This is a genomic window from Exiguobacterium sp. SH5S13, from assembly GCF_004337085.1.
Classification (GTDB): Bacteria; Bacillota; Bacilli; order Exiguobacteriales; family Exiguobacteriaceae; genus Exiguobacterium; species Exiguobacterium aurantiacum_A.
On record NZ_SJUS01000004.1, the window covers coordinates 53,741 to 76,584 of the forward strand.

At 53.3% G+C, this 22,844-nt stretch carries 24 protein-coding genes; 19 read left to right on the forward strand and 5 right to left on the reverse strand.

The features are described from left to right. Window positions 1-34: 34 nt before the first annotated feature. From EVJ30_RS03810 to nhaC, 3 genes are all read left to right on the forward strand, one after another. A complete protein-coding gene (locus EVJ30_RS03810; RefSeq protein WP_201739060.1) occupies window positions 35-379 on the forward strand; it encodes a DoxX family protein in 345 nt (114 codons plus the stop codon). Between the two features lie 22 nt (window positions 380-401). Further along, the gene (locus tag EVJ30_RS03815; RefSeq protein ID WP_131468053.1) at window positions 402-1,496 is read left to right on the forward strand and encodes an amidohydrolase; all 1,095 of its coding nucleotides are present in this window, start codon (window positions 402-404) and stop codon (window positions 1,494-1,496) included. 165 nt (window positions 1,497-1,661) lie between these two features. Further along, the gene (gene nhaC / locus EVJ30_RS03820; RefSeq protein WP_370246370.1) at window positions 1,662-3,062 is read left to right on the forward strand and encodes a Na+/H+ antiporter NhaC; all 1,401 of its coding nucleotides are present in this window, start codon (window positions 1,662-1,664) and stop codon (window positions 3,060-3,062) included. 15 nt (window positions 3,063-3,077) lie between these two features. On the opposite strand, the gene EVJ30_RS03825 is transcribed toward nhaC, so the two are convergent. Then, a complete protein-coding gene (locus EVJ30_RS03825; RefSeq protein WP_131468055.1) occupies window positions 3,078-4,274 on the reverse strand; it encodes an HTH domain-containing protein in 1,197 nt (398 codons plus the stop codon). Between the two features lie 81 nt (window positions 4,275-4,355). Here EVJ30_RS03825 and EVJ30_RS03830 point away from each other — a divergent pair, with 81 nt between their 5' ends. Both EVJ30_RS03830 and EVJ30_RS03835 read left to right on the forward strand, forming a co-directional pair. Continuing rightward, the gene (locus tag EVJ30_RS03830) at window positions 4,356-5,486 is read left to right on the forward strand and encodes a mandelate racemase/muconate lactonizing enzyme family protein (protein ID WP_131468057.1); all 1,131 of its coding nucleotides are present in this window, start codon (window positions 4,356-4,358) and stop codon (window positions 5,484-5,486) included. Continuing rightward, window positions 5,473-6,144, forward strand: coding sequence for a hypothetical protein (locus tag EVJ30_RS03835; RefSeq protein WP_131458628.1), 672 nt, complete (start codon window positions 5,473-5,475; stop codon window positions 6,142-6,144). The genes EVJ30_RS03830 and EVJ30_RS03835 overlap by 14 nt, the downstream gene beginning before the upstream one ends. 35 nt (window positions 6,145-6,179) lie before the next feature. Here the strand turns inward: EVJ30_RS03835 and EVJ30_RS03840 are convergent, their stop codons facing one another. Further along, window positions 6,180-6,929, reverse strand: coding sequence for a GDSL-type esterase/lipase family protein (locus EVJ30_RS03840; protein ID WP_131458629.1), 750 nt, complete (start codon window positions 6,927-6,929; stop codon window positions 6,180-6,182). 117 nt (window positions 6,930-7,046) lie between these two features. On the opposite strand from EVJ30_RS03840, the gene EVJ30_RS03845 reads away from it, so the two are divergent. The 6 genes from EVJ30_RS03845 to hfq all read left to right on the forward strand — a co-directional run bounded on the left by EVJ30_RS03845 (window position 7,047) and on the right by hfq (window position 12,869). Next, window positions 7,047-7,967, forward strand: a complete 921-nt coding sequence (locus EVJ30_RS03845; RefSeq protein ID WP_131458630.1) for an ABC transporter ATP-binding protein — start codon at window positions 7,047-7,049, stop codon at window positions 7,965-7,967. Then, on the forward strand, window positions 7,960-8,958 hold the full coding sequence (locus EVJ30_RS03850; protein WP_131468059.1) for an ABC transporter permease: 999 nt from the start codon (window positions 7,960-7,962) through the stop codon (window positions 8,956-8,958). Before EVJ30_RS03845 ends, EVJ30_RS03850 begins: the two co-directional genes overlap by 8 nt. A gap of 179 nt (window positions 8,959-9,137) precedes the next feature. After that, window positions 9,138-10,667, forward strand: a complete 1,530-nt coding sequence (locus EVJ30_RS03855) for a M4 family metallopeptidase (RefSeq protein ID WP_131468061.1) — start codon at window positions 9,138-9,140, stop codon at window positions 10,665-10,667. Between the two features lie 102 nt (window positions 10,668-10,769). Beyond that, window positions 10,770-11,420 carry an AmiS/UreI family transporter gene (locus EVJ30_RS03860; RefSeq protein ID WP_201738381.1) on the forward strand — a complete coding sequence of 217 codons (651 nt, stop codon included), beginning with the start codon at window positions 10,770-10,772 and terminating at the stop codon, window positions 11,418-11,420. Window positions 11,421-11,657: 237 nt separating this feature from the next. After that, window positions 11,658-12,608 (forward strand): tRNA (adenosine(37)-N6)-dimethylallyltransferase MiaA, encoded by a 951-nt coding sequence (gene miaA / locus EVJ30_RS03865; RefSeq protein WP_131459063.1) that lies wholly within the window; start codon window positions 11,658-11,660, stop codon window positions 12,606-12,608. A 12-nt stretch (window positions 12,609-12,620) separates the two neighbouring features. Next, entirely contained in the window at window positions 12,621-12,869 is a 249-nt protein-coding gene (hfq, locus tag EVJ30_RS03870) for an RNA chaperone Hfq (protein ID WP_016509830.1), read from the forward strand. Window positions 12,870-12,910: 41 nt separating this feature from the next. Here the strand turns inward: hfq and EVJ30_RS03875 are convergent, their stop codons facing one another. Continuing rightward, window positions 12,911-13,423 carry a hypothetical protein gene (locus EVJ30_RS03875; RefSeq protein ID WP_236635976.1) on the reverse strand — a complete coding sequence of 171 codons (513 nt, stop codon included), beginning with the start codon at window positions 13,421-13,423 and terminating at the stop codon, window positions 12,911-12,913. A gap of 156 nt (window positions 13,424-13,579) precedes the next feature. Here EVJ30_RS03875 and EVJ30_RS03880 point away from each other — a divergent pair, with 156 nt between their 5' ends. The 6 genes from EVJ30_RS03880 to EVJ30_RS03905 all read left to right on the forward strand — a co-directional run bounded on the left by EVJ30_RS03880 (window position 13,580) and on the right by EVJ30_RS03905 (window position 20,034). Further along, window positions 13,580-14,761: a TraI domain-containing protein gene (locus EVJ30_RS03880; protein WP_131459065.1), complete on the forward strand. Its 1,182-nt coding sequence runs from the start codon at window positions 13,580-13,582 to the stop codon at window positions 14,759-14,761. Window positions 14,762-14,776: 15 nt separating this feature from the next. Then, window positions 14,777-15,712 carry a CobW family GTP-binding protein gene (locus EVJ30_RS03885; protein ID WP_131459066.1) on the forward strand — a complete coding sequence of 312 codons (936 nt, stop codon included), beginning with the start codon at window positions 14,777-14,779 and terminating at the stop codon, window positions 15,710-15,712. Further along, window positions 15,709-16,491 carry a 5'-3' exonuclease gene (locus tag EVJ30_RS03890; RefSeq protein ID WP_131459067.1) on the forward strand — a complete coding sequence of 261 codons (783 nt, stop codon included), beginning with the start codon at window positions 15,709-15,711 and terminating at the stop codon, window positions 16,489-16,491. Before EVJ30_RS03885 ends, EVJ30_RS03890 begins: the two co-directional genes overlap by 4 nt. Then, window positions 16,472-16,861 carry a reverse transcriptase-like protein gene (locus EVJ30_RS03895; RefSeq protein ID WP_131459068.1) on the forward strand — a complete coding sequence of 130 codons (390 nt, stop codon included), beginning with the start codon at window positions 16,472-16,474 and terminating at the stop codon, window positions 16,859-16,861. The genes EVJ30_RS03890 and EVJ30_RS03895 overlap by 20 nt, the downstream gene beginning before the upstream one ends. A gap of 110 nt (window positions 16,862-16,971) precedes the next feature. Further along, window positions 16,972-18,372: a class II fumarate hydratase gene (gene fumC / locus EVJ30_RS03900; RefSeq protein ID WP_131468063.1), complete on the forward strand. Its 1,401-nt coding sequence runs from the start codon at window positions 16,972-16,974 to the stop codon at window positions 18,370-18,372. 171 nt (window positions 18,373-18,543) lie between these two features. Further along, on the forward strand, window positions 18,544-20,034 hold the full coding sequence (locus EVJ30_RS03905; RefSeq protein WP_131468065.1) for a GGDEF domain-containing protein: 1,491 nt from the start codon (window positions 18,544-18,546) through the stop codon (window positions 20,032-20,034). A 14-nt stretch (window positions 20,035-20,048) separates the two neighbouring features. Here EVJ30_RS03905 and EVJ30_RS03910 read toward each other — a convergent pair whose 3' ends face one another. Both EVJ30_RS03910 and EVJ30_RS03915 read right to left on the reverse strand, forming a co-directional pair. After that, the gene (locus EVJ30_RS03910; protein ID WP_131459071.1) at window positions 20,049-20,534 is read right to left on the reverse strand and encodes a dihydrofolate reductase; all 486 of its coding nucleotides are present in this window, start codon (window positions 20,532-20,534) and stop codon (window positions 20,049-20,051) included. After that, window positions 20,531-21,325: a thymidylate synthase gene (locus tag EVJ30_RS03915; protein ID WP_131459072.1), complete on the reverse strand. Its 795-nt coding sequence runs from the start codon at window positions 21,323-21,325 to the stop codon at window positions 20,531-20,533. Before EVJ30_RS03915 ends, EVJ30_RS03910 begins: the two co-directional genes overlap by 4 nt. 173 nt (window positions 21,326-21,498) lie before the next feature. Here EVJ30_RS03915 and EVJ30_RS03920 point away from each other — a divergent pair, with 173 nt between their 5' ends. Then, complete coding sequence (locus EVJ30_RS03920; protein ID WP_070327347.1) at window positions 21,499-22,023, forward strand: type 1 glutamine amidotransferase domain-containing protein; 525 nt, start codon at window positions 21,499-21,501, stop codon at window positions 22,021-22,023. Window positions 22,024-22,049: 26 nt separating this feature from the next. Further along, window positions 22,050-22,784, forward strand: coding sequence for a Bax inhibitor-1/YccA family protein (locus tag EVJ30_RS03925; protein WP_084812878.1), 735 nt, complete (start codon window positions 22,050-22,052; stop codon window positions 22,782-22,784). The last annotated feature ends 60 nt before the right edge of the window (window positions 22,785-22,844 follow it).

Consider the following 22,844-nt stretch of genomic DNA (forward strand, 5'->3'; position numbering starts at 1 on the left):
TTTTTTGTTATGCTTAGAAAAAGGAGGGGATAACGTGATTCGTAAGTTATACGGTGTGTTATTTTTAGGGGCCGGCATCATGCATTTCGTTCAAGAGCGCGCCTTCATATCGATTATTCCGAAATCATGGCCGTTTAAGCGCTTCATGGTACAGGCTAGCGGTGTGATTGAAGTCGTCTATGGCGTGTTGTTGCTCTTGGACAAAGGGACCGGCTTCGTCAAGAAGACGTTGCCAGCTTTTTTGATTGCCGTGTTCCCAGCAAACATCAATATGGCACTCAAACCGTCTCGGATCGGTGGCAAGACGTTACCAAAATGGGTGACATGGGGTCGACTGCCGCTGCAATGGGTGTTGATCAAAGGTGTCAAGAAACTGTGACTACATAACGGGGGAATCAATCATGACTATGAACGTACTGAGCTGGTTCGAGCATTTTCATGCTCATCCGGAAGTGAGTTGGAAAGAAAAAAAGACGACGAAGACGATTGCGGACATCTTGGCGTCATGGAACGTGCGTCACGAGACGTTTGACGACGTGACGGGTGTCATCGCTGAAATCGGCACCGGTGCCGACGTTATCGCCGTCCGAGCCGATATCGATGCCTTATGGCAACAAGTCGACGGAGAGTTCCGGGCCAACCATTCGTGCGGCCACGACGCCAACATAAGCATGGTGCTCGGCGCGCTCGAGCTGTTGAAGGACGAGGCGCTCTCGAAACGGATCCGCATTATCTTCCAACCGGCGGAAGAACAAGGTAACGGCTCGCTCGCGATGATCAATAAAGGGGCACTTGACGATGTCAGCCACTTATACGGCATTCATTTGCGCCCACTCGAAGAGCTGAAGCGCGGCCAATACGCCGCTGCGATTCAACACGGCGCCGCTTTGTTCTTGAAAGGACGAATCATCGGAGACGATGCCCACGGTGCGAGGCCACACCAAGGTCAGAATGCGCTCGACGTTGTCTTCACGATCCAACAGATGTTGAAAAGCATCTATCTGTCGCCGTTTGAGCCGCATTCGATCAAGCTGACCGGTGTCCAGGCAGGAAGTGACAACATAAATATCATTCCGGGCAACGCCACGTTCTCGATTGACGTGCGGGCCCAGCAAAATAAAGAACTGCTCGAGCTTCGTGACCGTCTCGAGACGATGTTGCATCAAATTAGCGTGCTGCATGGCGTCGAGATCGAGTTGGAATGGCAAGACTTCACGCCGGGTGCCGAGATCGGGAAACACTCGAGCCGGATCGCAGCGGAAGCGATCATCGCACTCCATGGCGAGGACGCGCTCGTCAATCGCATCGTGACGTCAGGAAGTGACGATTTTCATTTTTACACGGTCGAGAAACCGGGACTCGATGCCACAATGATCGGGATCGGGGCAAATTTGACGCCGGGACTGCATCACCCGCAGATGACGTTCGACCGCGACGTCTTGCCTGAAGGGGCGGCTCTGCTCGCTGAGACGTTAAGACGAGCAGCAACGCTATGACAAAGTGAAACGAAATGGACGGGGCGTGAGCTTGCCGTCCATTTTTTTGTTGCCAACTTCTCATGTAAGCGTTATCATAATTTCATTAGCGACAATATAACGACAATTCTGAATTTTCGCTAACGGGGAGGAATTTACATGGAACTGCAGGGGAACAGGCAAGACATGAAGCTTGGTTGGGCGCTCTTACCGCTACTTGTCATGATCGGGGTCATGCTCGTCGCCATCGTCAAACTCGAGCAAGGGCCACACATCCCGCTCATCGTCGGGACGGCGACCGCTTCGCTTGTCGCGTGGCGTCACGGCTACAAATGGAAAGACATCGAGGAGATGATGTACAAGGGGATACGGCTCGCCTTGCCGGCGGTCGTCATCATCATCTTGGTCGGTTTGACGATTGGCGCCTGGATCGGGGGAGGCGTCGTCGCCACAATGATATATTTTGGGTTGAAGATCATCTCGCCGGCCTACTTCCTCGTGACGATCTGTCTCATCTGTGCGGTCGTTGCTTTGTCGATCGGCAGTTCGTGGTCGACGATGGGGACGATCGGTGTCGCCGGGATGGGCATTGGGCTCAGCATGGGGATTCCGGCGCCGATGGTCGCAGGTGCCGTCATCTCGGGCGCCTACTTCGGCGATAAGATGTCGCCGCTGTCGGATACGACGAACCTTGCGGCCGGTTTGACGCATACGAATTTGTTCGTCCACATCCGTCATATGCTTTATACGACGATTCCGGGACTCATCATCGCGCTTGGCGTCTATTGGTGGCTCGGGACGCGTTTCAATGATACGGCGACGAATCCTTCAGACATCGTGCAGACGCTCGGCATTTTGGAGGACAGTTTCGTCATCTCGCCTTGGTTGCTACTGATTCCGCTCGCGGTCATCGTGCTCGTCACGAAAAAAGTACCGGCTATCCCGGCACTCGTCGTCGGGATCGCGCTCGGCTTCCTGGCCCAAGTCGTCATTCAAGGCGGATCGCTCTCGGATAGCGTCGGTGCGCTTCAAAGCGGCTATGTGATCGACACCGGCAATGAGCTCGTCGATAACTTATTCAGTCGGGGTGGGCTCGACGCGATGATGTATACCGTCTCGATGACGATCGTCGCGATGACGTTCGGGGGGATTTTGGAGTATTCGGGGATGCTGCAATCAATCATGAACCAGATCGTCAAACTGGCGAAGACGGCCGGATCGATGATCGCATCGACGATTCTCGCCGGGATTGCGACGAACGCGACGTGTTCCGAGCAATACATATCGATCGTCGTGCCGGCACGCATGTTTGCCGGGGCCTATGAGAAGATGGGGCTCCACTCGAAGAACTTGTCCCGGGCGCTCGAGGACGGCGGCACGCTGACGTCAGTGTTCATCCCGTGGAACACGTGCGGGGTGTTCATTCTCGGGACGCTCGGTGTCGGGGCGTTCGAGTACGCGCCGTACGCCGTGCTCAACTTCGTCGTCCCGGTCATCTCGATCATCTATGCGTTCACAGGGTTCACGATCGAACGGATCACGGTGTTGCAAGCAGAAACACAAGTCGAAGATCAAGCGGCATTATAAAAATTTCCCGGCCCTCTAGGCCGGGAAATTGAATTTATAGACGGCGCGGGGGCGGCCTTGGGCGTAACTCATTTCTTCACCGATGACACGGACGAGCTGGGCGTCGTGTAATTTTTTGATGAGCCGCTCGGTCGTCCGTCGCGAGACGTTCAAGTAGTCGGTCAGCTCTTTGGCGGTGAACTCGAGTTTGCGTTTCGAGAACCGGATGATCTTGCCGGCGTTGGCCGGGCTGATGCCGACTTGTTTGACGATATCGAACGCAACTTCTTCGGTCACACGGTAAGAAATCACGTCGTCGCGTTTCGGGAAAGACAATCGCTTCGAGTCGTCAACGATGCGGACTCGTTCGTCGGTGGCTGCAGACAAGGCGATTTGTGCATGTTCGTAAGCTTGTTGGTATTGGGTGCCGTAGCCGATCCCGATTGAATAGTCAAAAGACACGGGGGCGAGCGTGTTTTCTTCGAGGGCGTTGATCGTCTCGCCTTTCGTCGTCAGTAGAGCGGTCGAGGGACCGTCCGTCGTTTCGAGATGTCCGCCGATGTAGTGTACCGTTGCCAAATGGTCGCGGAGCGCCTCGGAATCGGTATCGTATAAAATGATTGAAAATTGAGCGTTGTCCGCCAATAGTTGACGAACACGTTGAATCAGTTGCTCGAGGTGGTATCGGATCGTACTCGGCGGCTCGATCATGAGCTGACTCTCATAGCCTTGCTCTTGCAATTGGCGGTGGACACGCTCGATGCTCGTCAAGGCCAAGTTCGTTTGAGCGGGTTGTAAGTCCGCATGAAACGCGAATACGTCTTGAAAGTCGACGTCAGGATGAATCTTCATTAAACGAGGTGGTGTCGTCACTGCGGGGAGGGACGATAAAATCGCCGCCAACCGTTTCGGCTCGATCACATCGATCGACACGTGTTCGAGGGAGACGGCACGAGTGAGCGCCGCCGACAGGAGCGTCGTCAACAGCACGGTCTCGTCTTGGACGACGTGGTGCGCCAGGCTCGAACTGAGATAAGGCAGCGCGTAGGAATAAGGGAACGAGCCAGAGAAGAAGACGCCGTCGAACGAACCGAGCTGTTTGGCGATCGTGGCCGCCTCGTGCGGATGTTGATACGTATAGTAGGCGAAGCGAACGTCTTCATAATCGGGGGCCAGCGCCGTGATGGTAGCGACGAAGTCGGTTGAACCGACGATTGCTAAATGAAGCGACATGCGAAAACTCCTCCTTGCAATTTAGCGACTATTTAACGACAATATATACAATGAACTTTTAAATGTAAAGGAGCACTTATCATGAAACTAGAAAAAATAGAACTGTTTGCGATTGAACTACCGCTCAAAGTCCCGTTCATCGTCAGCTACCATCGCTATGACGTCATGCCGTCGGTGATCGTCAAGATGACGACCGAATGCGGTCTCGTCGGGTACGGTGAGGCGGTTGCCGACGAACACGTGACGGGCGAGTCGCTTGAGAGTACGATCAGTGTCATTCGCCACTTGCTCGGTCCACTGTTGATCGGACGGAACCCGATGCATCTAGAACGGATTCACGACGAGATGGAACGGGCCATCCGCGACGTTCCAGCGGCCAAGGCAGCGCTCGACATTGCTTGCCATGACTTGATCGGGAAGAAGCTCGGGCAACCCATCTACGAGTTGCTCGGCGGACGCTATCACGACGCCTTCCCGGTCACACACGTCTTAAGTATCGGTGAGCCTGAAGCGATGGCGGCGGAAGCGTCGGAACAGGTCGCGGAAGGTTACACGGCCATCAAAATGAAAGTCGGCGTCGATGTCGCCTCGGACGTCCGTCGTGTCGCGGCAGTAAGGCAAGCGGTCGGTCCTGACGTCCCAATCCGTGTTGATGTCAACCAAGGCTGGGTAAACGCGGCGAAGACGCTGCAGGCGATGCGTAAGCTTGAACCGTTCGATATCGATTGGGTCGAGCAACCGGTCAAAGCCGACGATTTTGAAGGAATGCTCGAAGTCAAAGGCAAAATATCGGTCCCGCTTATGATTGACGAAGGGGTACGGGGTGTCGCCGACATGCGCCGCTTGACGATGATGCAAGCGGCGCATAAAGTGAACGTGAAATTGATGAAGTGCGGTGGCATCTATCCGGCGAAAAAACTCGTCCATATGGCCGAGATGTCCGGTATCGAGTGTCAAATCGGCTCGATGGTCGAATCGTCGATCGCCTCGAGCGCGGGCTTCCACGTCGCGTTCTCGAGCAAAATCGTTCAATCGGTCGAACTGACCGGCCCGCTCCGGTTCGCTACGGACGTCGGCAATTTGACGTACGATTTACCGTTCATCCGCTTGAACGACCGCCCGGGTCTAGGTGTTGACGTCGATGAGGACATACTCCGCCGCCTGACGACCGATTACTACGAAGTCGGAGGCGCCGATCATGTGGCACGGTGAATGCAATGGACTTGAACTCGACGTTCGGCATCTGACCGATATGGACTTGACGGCCATCGAAGCGGTGCAACAAACCGTGATTGCTGATTTGGCCGAAGGTAGCCATTACCAAGCGCTCACGACAGACGAATTCATGAAGCTATTGTCGGATCAGACGATCATCGGCGCGTTCCATCAAGGGGTGTTGATCGCGTTTCGGGCGTTGCTCATCCCGCCGCTCGATGACGAACATTTAGGTCGTGACATCGGGCGGCGTGAGGATGAGCTCGATCGCATCATCTATCAGGAGGTGACGAACGTCGATCCGTCTTATCGGGGCTACCGTTTGCAGCAGCATTTAGGGAAGCTGTTGATGGAAGAGTTGAGCCAAGACGAGCGGTTTGACCTCGTCTGTGCGACCGTCGCCCCGTTCAACATCCCGAGCTTGAAGGACAAGTTTGTCCTGGGCCTAAGAATCGGCGCCCTCAAACAAAAGTATGGCGGTAAACTTCGTTATATCTTTATGAAAGAACTGCATACGGGTTGGCGACCGTTAGGTGAGACGGCGTGGCTTGAGATGAGTGATACGGACGGGCAAGTCGAATTGTTGAAGACGGGTTGGTACGGCACGGCGATGAAACGAGTCGACGAGACGTGGCTCATCCAATATGAACGGTAAAAATGGCCTGATCACATGGATCAGGCCAAACGTGTTTAGTCGAGGATGAACAAAATGTCTTCGGCAAACTTTCCATACGTCCGATCGCTCGGGTGGAACTGGTCGCTTGCGAGGTCTCGGGTGACGTCGCTCACGTACGCGAACGGATCGATCACGTCGATGCGGTACGTATTCCCAAGATTAGCCGCCGCAGCGTTCCAGTCGAGAATCAGCTGGTTGAACGCCTGTCCGTTCGTGTTCTCGGGGAACGGGTTGTAGAGGGCGATATAGACGATTTGAGCCGAGTCGTTCAGACCACGGATTTGTGCAAAGATATCATTTAAGTTTGCTTTAGCGTACGTGACGACTTGTTCGATATCGACGGATTCGAAGTTATCGACGTTCTCGCCCCGGTTGAACAGGTCGTTGCCGCCGATCGTGAGCGTGATGTAGCGGGCGTTTTTGATTGTCCGCTGAACTTCCGGCTGAGCGAGCTGAGCGAGCAGGTCCTCGGTGCGTGCCCCCGATATGGCCAAGTTTTGTGTCCGGATATCTTGGTTTTCGAGAGCGGCGCGGACCGGTTGAACGTAACCGGCACCTGACGTCGAGCCGACGCCGCGCGTGATTGAATCGCCGAGGGCGACATAAATCTCGCCGTCCGGTTCAGGTCTTGCTTCTTCACTAATTGATAATGTACGCTCTGGCGGATTGACGATGTCTTGATACCCAATCCACAGCCCAAACAAGGCCGTTGCCGTCAACAAGACAGAGCCGATTAAAAAGGCATACCATTTCCCATTTTTCATCTGATGACCTCGCTTTCTATGTAACCATCATATCAAATATATTTGAACCTGCCCTATGTGAATGTTCGAATAGGACAGAAGCGGACGAGTCCGCTAGAATAGAGTTGAGGTGAGACGATGCAACCAACATTGAAAATAGACCATTTGACAAAAGTAATCGGAAAAAAAACCATTATCGACGATATCTCGTTCGATGTGTTTCCTGGGGAAGTGTTCGGCTTTTTAGGACCGAACGGCGCCGGTAAGACGACGACGATCCGGATGATCGTCGGCTTGATCAAACCGACGAAAGGGTCCGTCTCGATTTGTGGTTTTGGCGTCGAGCGCCAGTTCGTCCAAGCGATGAACCAGATCGGGGCGATTGTCGAGAACCCTGAGCTGTATAAGTTTTTGAGCGGCCGCGAGAACTTGAACGTGTTCGCGCGCATGTTACCGGGTATCACGGAGGCCCGGATTCAGGAAGTGATCGACCTCGTCGATTTGACGGCCCGAATCGATGACAAAGTGAAGACGTACTCGCTCGGGATGCGCCAACGGCTTGGAATCGCGCAGGCGATGCTCAATAACCCGCGTGTCTTGATTTTAGATGAACCGACGAACGGGCTCGATCCGATGGGGATCCGTGATTTGCGACTGTTTATCCGTCGCCTCGTCGAAGAGACCGGACTCAGTGTGCTCGTTTCAAGCCACATCTTGGCGGAAATCGAGTTGCTTGCTGACCGTGTCGCCATCATGTCGCGCGGCAAAATTGTGAAAGTCGGTACCGTTCAAGAACTGATCAACGAATTGGCGTCGACAGTCGACGTTCACGTGGCGGACAGTTTTGCGGTGTTGCCGATTGTTCGTGGTTTTGAATCGATCGAGCAGGCGGACGTCGTCGACGAACGGACGATTCGTGTCTCGATGAACTTAGAAGACACGGCTCGATTAAACCGTTATTTGCTTGATCGTGATGTGGAAGTCTTCGGTCTCGAACGACGTGTTCAGACGCTCGAAGAACTGTTTATCACATTGACCGGGGGTGACCATATTGTCTAATCCATCTTTACTCGGCCTGATTCGTAACGAAGTGTTGAAGATCCATAAGAAACGACGGCTATTGGTCGTCTCGGTCATCCTCGTCGTACTCGTCTCGATGTTCACGTACGCCAACTATCGTCAAATCGAGAAGCAGCGTGAAGAGCAAGGGACGATCGACTGGCGTGTCGACCTGCAACAAGAAATCGTCGATACGCAAAACCGGCTCGCCTCGGCGAACGTCCAAGACGAGTTCCGGCAAATCCTCGAGTTCCAAGTGCAACAAAATCAATACTACTTAGATAACGACATCAACCCGAGTTATCCTGGGGCGCCGACGTTCATGCGTGTCTTCTTCTCCCAAGGGACGACGCTCGTCCTGCCGCTGTTCATCATCGTTCTGATGGCAGACATCGTCAGCGGCGAGCATAATGACGGGACGATCAAGACGCTGTTGTCACGTCCGGTCCGGCGCTTTAAGATTTTGTTGGCGAAATGGATGACGACGCTGTTGTACACATCGATCCTCATCTTCATCACGGCGTTCGTCAGTTACGCCATTTCCGGGATCGTGCTCGGATGGGACGGTTGGACCGCACCGATCTTGACCGGATTCCAGGCCTCAGCGACCGGGACGTTCTCGACCGACTTCGTCCATACGCTGCCGATGTGGCAATACTTGCTCATGTCGGTCGGTCTATCGTGGTTCGTCGTGGCGGCCGTCGGTACGATCGCACTCATGATTTCGGTCCTCGTCAAAAATACGGCGACCGGGATCGGCATCATGATGGCCATCCTCATTTCGGGACCGCTCCTCACATCGCTCGGGTCGAACTGGGACAGCTCGAAATACTTGGTGAACGTCAACTTCGGTCTTAATAACTATCTCGAGGGACAAGCCCCGCCGATTGATGGGATGACGCTGCCGTTCTCGCTCATCGTCATTTTAGTTTGGACGCTCGCGGCGTTAGCGTACGCGTTTTATCACTTCACCCAAAAAGATGTCTATTAAATGAGAAAGTGTCACCATCCCGGTGGCGCTTTTTTTATACGGTTGAAAGCACTAAACAGGAAGACTGAATAGGTTAAATGTCTCAATAATTAGAATTGTCAAAATAATCAATAAGTTGGATATCTTAACTGTGGGAAACTATGTAAAGTAAGAGACACCACATAAGGAGGGAAACACATATGAAAAAAGTTTTATCGACATCATTGATCGCAGGCGTCTTACTCGTTCCACAATTCGCCGGGGCGGCAGAACTGAAGACAGGCACGTTGACAAAACCATCGACTGAGGCGCCGGCGACGATCGTCAAAGAGTTCGCCAAAGCGAAAGGAGAATTCAAGACGATCGAATCGAAGCGCGACAAAGTCGGACAAGTCGTCAAACTCCAACAGACGGTGGACGGTGTTCCCGTATTCGGCGGTATCGTCGTCGGAGTGGTCGACGAGGCCGGGCAATTGAAGACGGTCGTCGATGACACGAAGCAACTGAAAGGACTACATAAATCGATCAAACTGAACGAACGAAAAGCGATCGCCCGCTATAAAGAACTTGTCGGTCATACAGGCGCCTACGAGCTCGAGCCGGCAGCGGAACTCGTCATCTACCCGAACAAAGGTGAAGCGGCTTATGCCTATGAGGTGACCGGGACGATCCTTGATGCTGAGGAACCATCACGTTGGACGTACTTCATCGATGCGGCGAGCGGCGAGGTGTTGAACAAATACAACCAGTTGGCCCACGCCAAACCGGTGAACGGCGTCACAGGAACGACGTTTACCGGAACGGGCATCGACGTGCTCGGACAGAGCCAAACGTTCAAGACGACGAAGAGCGGTTCATATTACTATTTACAAGACTCGACGCGCGGTAAAGGCATCTATACGTACGATGCCGGCAACCGGACACGTCTTCCCGGATCACTTTGGGCCGATGTCGATAACGTCTTGAACACGACGTATGATCGGGCCGCGGTCAGTGCGTACGTGAATGCGACTAAAACGTACGATTTCTTCAAAAACACTTACGGCCGCAATAGTTACGACAACAACGGGGCGGCTCTCAACTCGACGGTCCATTACAGCCGCAGTTACAACAACGCGTTCTGGGACGGCAGCAAGATGGTTTACGGGGACGGGGATGGACAGACGTTCACGTACCTCTCGGGTGCGCTCGATGTCGTCGCCCACGAGTTGTCACACGCCGTCACCGAGTACACGGCCGGCTTGATCTACCAGAACGAATCGGGTGCGATCAACGAAGCGGTGTCTGATATCTTTGGTACGGTCGCCGAATACAGTGTCGGATCGAACTTTGACTGGTTGGTCGGGGAGGATATCTACACGCCAGGCGTTGCGGGGGACGCTCTACGTTCGATGTCGAACCCGGCCGCTTACGGTGACCCGGATCACTATTCGGTGCGTTATACAGGAACGCAAGACAATGGCGGTGTCCATATCAACTCAGGAATCGTCAACAAAGCGGCCTACTTGTTAGGGAATGGCGGATCGCATTACGGTGTCTCGGTCCAAGGTGTCGGCGTCATGGAGATGGGGGACATCTACTACCGCGCCCTCACGGTCTACTTGACACCGACTTCGAACTTCTCGAGTCTTCGCCAAGCGGTCGTCCAATCGGCTAAAGACCTTTACGGTTCGACGAGCACACAAGCCGTTGCTGCCGCGAAATCGTTTGACGCGGTCGGCATCTACTAAGCTGAAAAACATCTCTTCCCACGTGGAAGAGATGTTTTTAGTTTGGAAGGTGAGTCCACCCTGTGAACGAATCATTTCCCTCTTGCGTTGAAAGCGAATCCAATGTACAGTGGACGTATCGAATCAGACGTCAGACATCTATACAAAGGAGCAATCATTGTGGGGAATATTAGTTTGTTGTTCGGCGGCGTGGCACTGTTCATTAACAGCCTCGTCCTGTTTGGGAAAGTCGATATGAAAAGTGCCGGGGTGTTCAGCCTGTTCACCGGTATGTTTCAGACGTTCATTGCGACATGGCTTGTCATCGGGGCGAGCCCGTCAGAACTGTTTGGATACGCAGGTATTTACTTGTTCGCATTCACGTATTTGTACGTCGGTGTGACGTTCATCTTTAACTTGGACGGACGCGGTGTCGGCTGGTTCTCACTGTTCGTCGCGATTTCGGCACTATTTTACGCCGTCGTCGGGTTCGCGAACGGTGACAGCATGGGCGCGGTGTCGTGGCTGTTCTGGTCGTTCCTTTGGGGATTATTCTTCTATGGGATGGCGCTGGAACGAGCGATCGACGGCGTGATAGCACGCGTCGCCTTCGTCCTCGCTTGGTTGACATTGATCGTACCCGCACTGCTCGGCTTGGCCAATTTGATGACGCCACTCTATGACGTCATTTGGTGGGCGGCGAGCGGTACGGCTGTCCTCTACTTTGCCTTCGCGATGTCGCGGTTCAAACGCCAAGTCGAGACGGCAAACTAAAAACGCTCATCCTGAGCGTTTTTAGTTTGCATGTTAAATTGTGTCTAAAGTGTGAAAAGTGGGAAAGGAGTAGGTAAAGGAGGCGGTCACAGATGAGTGATGGCTTGATTTTACTGCTCGGTTTATTAATCTGCGGTTGGATGCTGTTTGCGGTCGTATTTGATGATACAATTAAAAGAAGAATTTGACGGGCCGTTTCCTTTTTAGGAACGGTCTTTCGTTTGAGGAGTGACAGAAATGAAAAAGACACCAGTCATCGTGATCGTTGGGCCGACGGCAGTCGGGAAGACGAAGACGGGCATCGAGCTCGCCAAGGCGTTCGACGGAGAAATCGTATCAGGCGACTCGGTCCAAGTGTACCGCGAAATGGATATCGGTTCCGCCAAAGTGACGGTCGAAGAGGCGGAAGGCGTACCGCATCATTTGATCGACATTTGTGACCCGGATGAAGCGATGAGCGTCGCCAAATTTCAACGTCTCGCCCGCGCGGCGATCGACGATATCTACTCGCGCGGGAAGGTGCCGATTGTAGTCGGTGGAACGGGCCTGTATATTCGGGCGATTTTATACGATTACGAGTTCACGGAGCGACCAGTCGATACGGAACTGCGTGCAGCGCTAGAAGCCGAAGCGGAAGCACACGGCGCCGAGGCGTTACATGATCGCTTGCGTGGCCTCGACCCGAGGCGCGCGGACATCATTCATCCAAATAATGTCCGCCGTGTCATCCGTGCCCTCGAAGTCGCGCTCTCAGGTGACGAGCAGGCAATGGATAGTGCCCCATCTGAGCATTACGATTATAAGTTGTTCGTCCTGCACGCCGATCGCGACGTCTTATATGAGCGGATCAATCATCGCGTCGATTTGATGATCGAAGCGGGTCTCATCGAAGAAGTCGAGCGCTTATTGCGTGCCGGGTACCGGGAGACACAGGCGCTACGGGCCATCGGCTATAAAGAAGTCGTGCCATACTTAGACGGGAAGCTGACGCGAGAGCGGATGACCGAGACGTTAAAACAACATACACGCCAGTTTGCAAAACGGCAATTAACGTGGTTCCGTCATCAATTTGATGGGATTTGGGTAGATATGGGAAAGAAATCATTTGAACTATCGTATAAAAATATCTATGATGAGGTTGAGGAGTTTTTTCGAAAATTCCGATTATTTGAACGAGACATAGACTAGGGGGAATGCAACATGAAGGCAAGCTATAACATCCAAGATCATTTTCTGAACCAATTGCGCAAAGAGATGGTTCCGACGACCGTGTTTTTAGTCAGTGGCTTCCAAATTCGCGGAGTCATCAAATCATTTGACAACTTCACAGTGATCGTCGAGTCGGAAGGGCGCCAACAGTTGATTTATAAACATGCGATTTCGACGTTCTCGCCAGCACGGAACGTCACGTTGTTCGAACCGGAAGCGGTCGAGATGACGGAAGGTTAATTGAAGCATAAGAAAAGAGCGGCCCGGGGACCGCTCTTTTCTTATGCCGTTTTTATGTTGCGGTCATCATGGAGCGCCTCGAGGACGCGATGGATGGCGCAGCCACCGAGCAACGAGTCGAGTTGCTCGCACATTTGGGCGGGACTCGACCGATACAAGTGCGTATACGTCCGTTTCCACGAGCGGTCGGCCGACTGGATGCGGACGAGCAGGTCGGCGTGACCGAGCTCTTTCAGCTTATCGATATTCATCCGGTTCGTCCGGGCGAAGGCAGATAAGACGACCGCTTTCGCGAGCGGTGTTTGCACCGGATACCCTGAGACGATTAAAGCGGCCATCGCCCCTTTCATCTCATGCGCGACGACCGAGTCGATGAGGTCGTCGTGCGTATATGGATTTCCGGCGTGACCGGCGACTGCCCGTTCAAGCTCATTGTCTGATACGGGACAGACCGCCCCTTCAAGGATACCGTCAATCGTTGGATGGACATCTGCATAACGTGCCGCTTCCCCTGTCGCGATCAACCGTTCATACGTGTCTAGTAGTGAAATCATCATCGTTCCCCCTTTTTGTAACTACTTATATCGTAACAATATAGGTAAGCGCTTTCAATATATTCCTCGCAAGTTTCTGACCAGTAACGAAAGTATGTTCGCCTCGAACGATAAAACACGATACAATGGGCAAAGAGAAGAAAAGGGGGTCATATCATGAATTATTATCAACAGATCGACGCGGTCGCAGGTGGTGGTACGTTCGACCGGGCCAGGTTTCAAGTTCCGAAAGTCGAGAAGTCGACGCTTCGGCTAACGGATTTGTCGGACGGGACACCGATCCAGACGAATGCGCTCGTCAGTTCGGTCGAGGTGCGGGAAGGGAAGTCTGGCGCCAAATGGTTGCAACTCAATTTGACGACGTCTGGCGGGCTGATCCGGGCCAAACACTGGCTGCGGGGAAACGAAGACCAACTGCTACCGATTTACGAATCGGGCGTGATCGCCTTAGAAGGAAAGATTGACGTCTATCCGAAGCCGGACGGCGCCAAATCGATTACGATCGATCGTGTCCAACCGATGTCCCGGGACGAGGCGGTGTCGCTCTTACCTGGACTTCCAGGCGACGAGACGTTCGATCAGTATGCCGAAGAGCTGTTCGCGATTTTGTCGACGCTGTCTTCGGACTATGAGGCGATCGCGCTGGCGCTCCTCGATCAATATTGGGACGATTTCGTGTTGGCCCCGGCTGCGCTCTATCATCACCACAACTACGTCGGTGGACTGTTAAAACATACGGTCTGCATGTTGCGACTCGGTTACCGCATCCAAGAGCAAGACGATTATTTGGCGACTGCGTTCCGGATCATCAAAGAAGCCGAGCAGTTGCACAAAGTAGACGTATGGAATACGATGAACGGTGTTAAAGTCGAGCAGGCGTTCCGTGGGACGTTTGAGTCGCTCTATACGGCGTGTGAGGCGATGGCAGAACTGAAAGAACCGCTCCGCTGGGACGAACTCGCGCTTGGTATCTTGTTCCATGATATCGGCAAGTTGTTCGAATACAGTCATCTGTTGTCGTCACCGAGACGGTTCGAGCAGCTGTTTTACGTCACCGGCACGAGTGAGACGACAGGGATCGCCATCAATCCGATGGGGAGTCTGGTCGGTCACATGCCATACGGAGGGCTGTTGTTCGAGAAGAGTCAACAAGCCGCCGGCATCACGTTGCCGCTTGACGTCCACCACCGGATTTGGCATATGATCTTGTCCCACCACGGAAAACGGGAATGGGGTTCTAGCGTCCTGCCGGCCACGACCGAAGGGTGGCTGCTCCATTTGATCGACTTGTTGGACGCTCGCTACGAGAAGTGGGCACGGGTCCACGAAAATTTATAAAGTGAGGTGCAAGGCATGATTCCCGTGCAATTAGTGACCGGCTTTTTAGGCGCCGGAAAAACGACATATATGAACCGTCTTTTAGAAGCGACGGACGAACGATTGCTCTTGATCGTCAACGAGCTCGGCTCGGTCAACATTGACGAACAATTGATCGTCAACATGGATCAAGAACAGATCGAACTGTCGAACGGTTGTATTTGTTGTTCGATCCAAAATGATTTGAGCAAGACGTTTTATCGACTCGCCTCGCGAGGCGAGTCGTTCGATCGCATCGTCATCGAGACGACAGGTGTTGCCGACCCGGCCCCAATCATCCAGACGATTTATTACGACGATTACTTACGCTCGCGCTTTAAACTGACGGCGATTTTGACCGTCGTCGATGCGAGCCAGATGGACCGCGAACTGTTCATCGAAGGTATCCATCAAATCGCCTATGCCGATGTGATCTTGCTCAACAAAGTCGATCTCGTCAGCGAGGCCGAGCTCGAGCGTGCCCACGGCCGGATTCGTGAATTGAACCCGACCGTACGTGTCATCGAGACCGAGCAGACGGTCGGAGCGTATGAGTTACTCGAGAACACGTTCCAGCTCTCCCGCATCGATGAACGTCTGCTCGGCGAGCTGACAGCCGGACATACGTCCGTCTCGACGCTGCGGGCTATCACGATCACGACCGACGTGCCGTTAAACCGCGAGCGGGTCACGCGTTACGTCAGAGAAGTGCTCATGCACTATGAACAAGACGTCTATCGTCTCAAAGCGATTGTCCGTATTGAAGGCGAGTCTTCAAAATTTGTCGTCCAGGCGACGAACCAGTTGATGGGCGCGACGTTCGCCAATGAACCGAGCGACGATACCCGGTCTGTTTTTGTCTGGATCGGCAAAGAACTTGACCGGGAAGCGCTTGAACGCGGGATGAAAGCTTGTGAGGTGAATGAACGATGAGGTTGATGCTAGTAGATGGATTTAACTTATTATCGCGTTATTATTTTGCGACCGAACGGCGCCGGGCGCTCGACCCCGAAGTGACGTTGAAAGGTTTGCTTCGTAAAGTCGACGGCTGGACGAACGAGTTTACCCATATCGCTTTCTTTTGGGACGGACCAAGAGAGACGACCCATCGGTTCGCCTTGTTCCCCGACTATAAGGCGACCCGGACCGGTCTGCCGGAACCGTTGTTTCATGATTACGTCAAACTGCGGGCCGCGCTCACGGAACGCGGCATCTTTCAGTCTGAGCTGGCCGGGTACGAGGCGGACGATTTGATGGGGGCCGTCGCGACGGCGTTCCCCGGGGAATCGTACATGTACTCGTCCGACCGGGACTTGCATCAACTGTTATCTTCGAACGTATTTCAAATTGTCCCTAAAAAAGGCGAGGAACTGTTGATGAGCCGAGAATTGTTCGAAGCGACGTACGGGGTGAGACCGTTACAGTTCGTCGATGTGAAGGCGCTCCAAGGCGATGCGTCGGACAACATTCCGGGCGTCAAAGGGATCGGCCCGAAGACGGCGACGATCCTCGTGCAGTCATACGATACCGTCGAGCAATTATACGAGCTGTTGCGAACGGAACAGTTGCTTGAAGCACACCAAAAGTATGCGAAAAAATTGGACGGTCACGAAGAAGTCGCGTTGCTGTCGAAGCGTCTGTCACAAATCGATATCGACGCTCCGATCGAGACCGACTGGGAGGCGTACCGCTTTGGTTCACGTTTATTTTGACGCGGCCACGAATCAACAGACCGGGGAGAACGGGCTCGGTGTCTGGCTAAAGGCGTCCGATGGGACGGTCGTTACGTTCACAGAGAAGCGGACCGGGCTATCGAGCGTTCAAGCCGAGCTCGCGGCACTCGTCTTCGCGCTCAAACAAGCTGAAGCGCTCGAAGGGGAGTCGACGTTCCTGTTTTATTCAGACGCCGAGACAATCGTGCGTGCGCTCGAGCAACGCTTTATGAAAGACAAATCGGTTAAACCGCTATTTCTTGAGGCGTTGATCACCTACGACGAACTGCCGGTCACGTTCATCAAGTGGATCCCACGGGCAGATAACCGGGCTGACTCGGTCGCAAAGGCAGCGCTGCTTGGTAGATGAAGAAGTCGAGACGTGTCTCGACTTTTTTTCGATTCTCATAGGCGCACGTTTCTTTTTTGCAAAAATTTCGCTAAAATGAAAGCGTAGTCAAAAAAAGAGGGGGAATTTTCATGGATTATCGGATCGAACGGGACACGATGGGGGAAATCAACGTCCCAGCTTCAGCAAAATGGGGAGCACAAACACAACGAAGCTTAGAGAACTTTAAAATCGGGACGGAGAAAATGCCGCTCGAAGTCGTTCATGCGTTCGCGATTCTGAAAAAAGGCGCGGCCTTGGCCAACGCTGAATTAGGGGTCCTCGAGCAAGGCAAGGCGGACATCATCGCCGAGGTCGCAGATGAGATTGTGGCGGGTGACCATGACGCCGAGTTCCCACTCGTCGTCTGGCAGACAGGATCAGGCACACAATCCAATATGAACGTCAACGAAGTGATCGCCCACTTGGCGAACGACAAGTTAAAAGCACGCGGGCAGTCGCTGACGATTCATCCGAACGATGACGTCAACAAGTCACAAAGTTCAAACGACACGTATCCGACTGCGATGCATATCGCCGCCATCCTTGCCGTCGAGGATAAAGTCATTCCGGCGATCGAAGCGCTCCATGCGACGCTCGACAAGAAAGCCGAAACGTATATGGACGTCGTGAAGATCGGGCGCACCCACTTGCAGGACGCGACGCCGGTCACGCTCGGGCAAGAGATCAGCGGCTGGGTCCGCATGCTTGAACTATCAAAACAGATGATTGAACGGACGCTTGAACCGTTAACAGAACTCGCGCTCGGAGGGACAGCGGTCGGGACAGGCATCAACGCGCATCCGGATTTCGGTGAAGTTGTCGCTGCCAAAATTTCGACTGAGACCGGTAAACGTTTCGTGACAGCCGTGAACAAGTTCCACGCGCTCACGAGTCACGATCAACTCGTCTTCACGCACGGGGCGTTGAAGGCGCTCGCGATGGACGCGATGAAGATCGCCAACGACGTGCGCTGGCTCGCTTCTGGTCCTCGTGCCGGGATTGGCGAGATCACGATTCCTGAAAATGAACCGGGTAGCTCGATCATGCCTGGAAAAGTGAACCCGACGCAAAGTGAGGCGTTGACGATGGTCGCGGCCCAAGTGCTCGGCAACGATACGACGATCGGGTTCGGTGCGAGCCAAGGGAACTTCGAATTGAACGTCTTTAAGCCGGTCATCATGTACAACTTTTTACAGACGTGCCGTTTATTGACAGACAGCCTTCATTCGTTCGATGTGCACTGTGCCGTCGGGATCGAGCCGGATTTAGATGTGATCGCCCATAACGTCGAGCGGTCGCTTATGCTCGTCACGGCGTTGAATCCGCACATCGGCTATGAAAATGCTGCGAAGATTGCCAAGCATGCCCATAAAAAAGGCATCTCATTGAAAGAGTCAGCGGTCGGGACAGGTCTATTAACTGAAGAGCAGTTCGACCAGTGGATTCGTCCGGAAGAGATGACATCACCTAATCTAAAAGTTGGTAAATAACAGGGAGAGCGGTCGTTGAACCGCTCTTTTTTTTGATTTTATAGGACGTTTGAACTAGATTAATGTCAAACAATAGGAATTAAATGAGGAAATAGTTGTATTTTCGTGGGCGAAGTCGCATAATCAGAGACAGAAGCGAATATCGGGGAGAACGAAACTGGGGGGGCGGGCATGGAGCAACATCAACTCACAGATCGCGTATATGGAATTTTGGCGAAAATCACGGAAGCTAGACAGATTCAAAAAAACGAAATCGAGTTTTTATTAGATTGGATGAAAACGGAAGTCAAAAACCGTCGACTCATGCATCTGCTTGAGATTTTTAGCCGGGTCGAGTCTGATGTGCGTGAACTGCCGCCCGTCTTGACGCAGTCAGAAGCGATTGCGTTGATTGCGCCGGTCAAGCGGTATATTCATACGGTTCTGGGAATCGAACAAGAAGATGAAGACTTAGTATTGATTTTATCGGGCAGTTTCTCTACGTTTAGTCGCTACAAACCGAGAGTTGAAAAGTTAGGGGCGAGGCCGGTGTTTCTGCAGACGATCGCAGAAGCGGTCGAGTACGATTATGAAGACGTCCCGAAAGCGATCGTCATGGATGTCGAACTATGGTCTCACTTCCCAGAGCGAGACATTCAGTCGTTCGTCAGCAAAATGAAGAAACTCTATGTGCCGCTCATCGTCATCGGGACGAATGAGCATTATCGCTTGGCCGCTTATTCATACGGCTTTGATGATTACTGGGAATCGTGGATCCCGATGGAAGAACGGCTCGTCCGGCTCGGCTTACATATTGAAAAGGCACGGCTCGTCTCGAACGCGCTTCTCGTCGATGAATTGACGGGCGCTTTTAACCGTAAATACTTAAAAGCGACGTTCAGCCGGTTCGTCTCCCGGTTAGAGCGTTCCGGAGAGAGCTTCACGCTCGCACTTTTAGACATCGATCACTTTAAGCAGTTAAATGACACGTTTGGCCATGCGTATGGCGACGAAGTGTTGCATCGCATCGCCGAAGAGATCCGTCTAGCCATCCGCTCGAGCGATGAGTTGATTCGGTACGGCGGCGAAGAGTTTTTGGTCATCCTTAACGTTTCCGACCGGACCGTCGTCGACGCGGTACTTGAACGGGTCAGGACGCGGATCGAGCAGATGGAGTTTCCTTACGAGCACCATGTCACCGTGTCGATCGGTTATACGCGCGTCTGCGAGACCGGGATGACGCTCGGAGAGTGGTGCGCCTATGCCGACGAGGCCTTGTATAAAGCGAAGCGTGACGGGCGTAACCGCATCATCCGTTATTCGTCTGCAGTTCGAGAAGAGAAGCGTCTCGCTTACGTGACGATGAGCCCGCAAAAATACGCCTCACTCGCCGAACAGCTGCCGAAACAGCATCGGCGCTACGAGGTCGTCTATCGGCCGTACGACTTATACGCCTGTAACGATAACGTCGAGATGTTCATCTTAGACGAGTCAGGGTCGACCTCGACGAAAGGAACGCTATCGGCCGTGAAAGAACAACGCGGCAAGTATAGCCATATCCTTGCCGTCACGAAGCGGACGGCGACCGAGCTCGGGACGCTGTACGATGATTTGGCGGAGCAAGACCGTAACGACGTCATCACAGAAAAAATTGAGCAATGGCTTGAAAAATTACCGGATTGAAAAAGACATCGATCTCATTCGATGTCTTTTTTGTCGTATTGGCGGAACGTGAAACTATAATCATGCCGCTCATCTTTCGGATGGAACCGTTCGTCCGTGACGATGAGATTTTGCGGCGTGAGCGGGTAATACGTGTCCGCCTCGAACGTCCCGTCGACCTCGGTAATATAGAAGCGTTCGGTGACTGGCATCGTCTGTTCATAAAGCGTCGCCCCGCCGATGACCAAGAAGTCCTCGGTGTCGCGCGCGGTGAGGATGCGATCGAGGTCGTGCCAGACTTCGACATCGGGTGCTGAAAACTCACGGTTCGATGTGACGACGATGTTGCGCCGGTTTGGGAGCGCCCGGCCGATCGATTCAAACGTCTTTCGTCCCATGACGATTGTCTGACCCGTAGTGACGGCTTTGAAGTATTTCAAGTCGTCAGGCAGGCGCCAGAGCAAGCCGTTGTCTTTCCCGATTTCACGATTCGATCCACAAGCGACGACATGGATGATCATACGCTAACCGCTCCTTTAATGTGCGGGTGCGGGTCGTAACCGACGAGTTCAAAGTCCTCGAACCGGAAGTCCTCGATCGATGATACGTCACGCAAGATGTTCAGTTTCGGAAGCGGGCGCGTGTCACGCGTCAGCTGCAGCTTCACTTGCTCGAGGTGATTATGATAGATGTGCGCGTCACCGAGCGTGTGGACGAAATCGCCGACCTCAAGACCGGTCACGTGGGCGACCATGTGCGTCAACAAAGCGTATGACGCGATATTGAACGGCACGCCGAGGAACGTGTCGGCGCTGCGTTGATACAACTGGCACGACAGTTTGCCGTCGGCGACGTAAAACTGGAACAACAGATGGCACGGCGGGAGCGCCATGTCATCGAGTTGACCAGGGTTCCAAGCAGACACGACGAGTCGACGAGAGTCGGGATTCGTCTTGATCTGTTCGATCACTTGGGCGAGTTGATCGACACTCGAGCCGTCTGGTTTCGGGAACGAGCGCCACTGGGCACCGTATACCGGGCCAAGATTGCCGTCCTCATCCGCCCATTCGTTCCAGATACGGACACCGTTGTCTTGTAGGTAACGGACGTTCGTGTCGCCAGAGATGAACCAAAGCAGTTCATGGATGATCGAGCGCGTATGTAATTTCTTTGTCGTGATGAGCGGGAACCCGTCCTGCAGGTTGAAGCGCATCTGATAGCCGAACACGCTCGTCGTGCCGGTACCGGTCCGGTCTTCTTTGACGACGCCGTGGTCGAGAATATGGTTACATAAGTCGTGGTATTGTTTCATGGTAGGTGTGCCCCCTTTTCAATCATTCATCTTTAACGTTATCACATCTACCACAAGATGTAGATGATTTCTTGACTGTAAAATCGATATACAGCTACGAGACAGTGATTATTCGTTTTCGGGATGTCCGATTTCGGGTATACTAGGGAAAGACAATTAAAGGGAGGGATTCGATGAAGTTACAAGGTATGAATATTTTGCAGATCGTCAGTGACGACTTTGAAGATTTAGAACTCTGGTATCCGGTCCACCGGTTACGTGAAGAAGGGGCGAACGTCATTCTCGCTGGCGAGAAAGCGGATCACGCTTATATTGGGAAGTATGGCGTCCCGGCCAAGTCGGACGTGGCGTTCGACGACGTCGACATCTCGTCGTATGATGCGTTGCTCGTCCCGGGCGGCTGGTCGCCCGACTTGTTGCGCCGTTTCGACTCGGTGAAAGGCTTCGTCCGCTACATGGATGAGCAAAAACGGCCGATCGGTCAAATCTGTCACGCGGGCTGGGTATTGATTTCAGCCAACATTCTTCAAGGCGTCAACGTGACGAGTACACCGGGCATTAAAGACGACATGGAAAACGCGGGCGCGATCTGGCACGATGAGCCGGTCGTCGTCGATGGCCATATCGTCTCGAGCCGTCGTCCGCCAGATCTGCCCGACTATATGCGTGAGTTTATCAAGGTCATGGCCAAAAACTGAAAAAAGAATAAAGGAGATTTCTACAGTTGAACTTAAAATCTAACCCAATTCTCCGTAAATCGATGGAGTCGACTGCTTATAGCACGGAGCCGATGACGAAAGCCGGTACGTGGTCGAAAGTGTTCACGTTACTCTTGCTCGTGACGGCCGCGGCTGGTACGACATGGCTGCTCGTTCCGACGATCGGGGAAGCGCTCTTGTTCCCACTCATGATCGGCTCGCTCATTCTTGGCTTGATCATGGCGCTCATCATCACCTTCAAACCAAACACGGCGCCTGTCGTCGCACCACTCTACGGCATCGTCGAAGGGGTGTTCGTCGGTTCGATTTCGTACTTCTTTGAAGCGATGGCACCGGGCATCGTCGGTCGCGCCGTCTTGACGACATTTATCGTCGCGTTCGCGATGTGGTTCGTCTATTCGACCGGGCTCGTCAAAGTGACGCAAAAGTTCCGGGCCGGTGTCACGGCCGCGATCTTCACGGTCATGCTATTGTATCTCGTCCAGATCGGCATGAGTTTCTTCGGTTCCGGACTTCCGTTCATGACGGGGTCGTCACCGCTCGCGATCGGTGTCCAGTTCGTCATCGTCATCATCGCCTCACTCGCGCTCGTCCTCGACTTCGACTATATCGCACGTCAAGTCGAAGCCCGGGCACCGAAGCAGTTGGAATGGGTGGCGGCGTTCGGATTGATTGTGACGCTCGTCTGGCTCTATATCGAATTGCTCGACTTATTGTACCGCCTCGCGATGCGAGACTGATCATCGGCCTTGGGCCGATGATTTTTTTAGGAAGACAGGAAAGGATGTGACCGCCCTCGC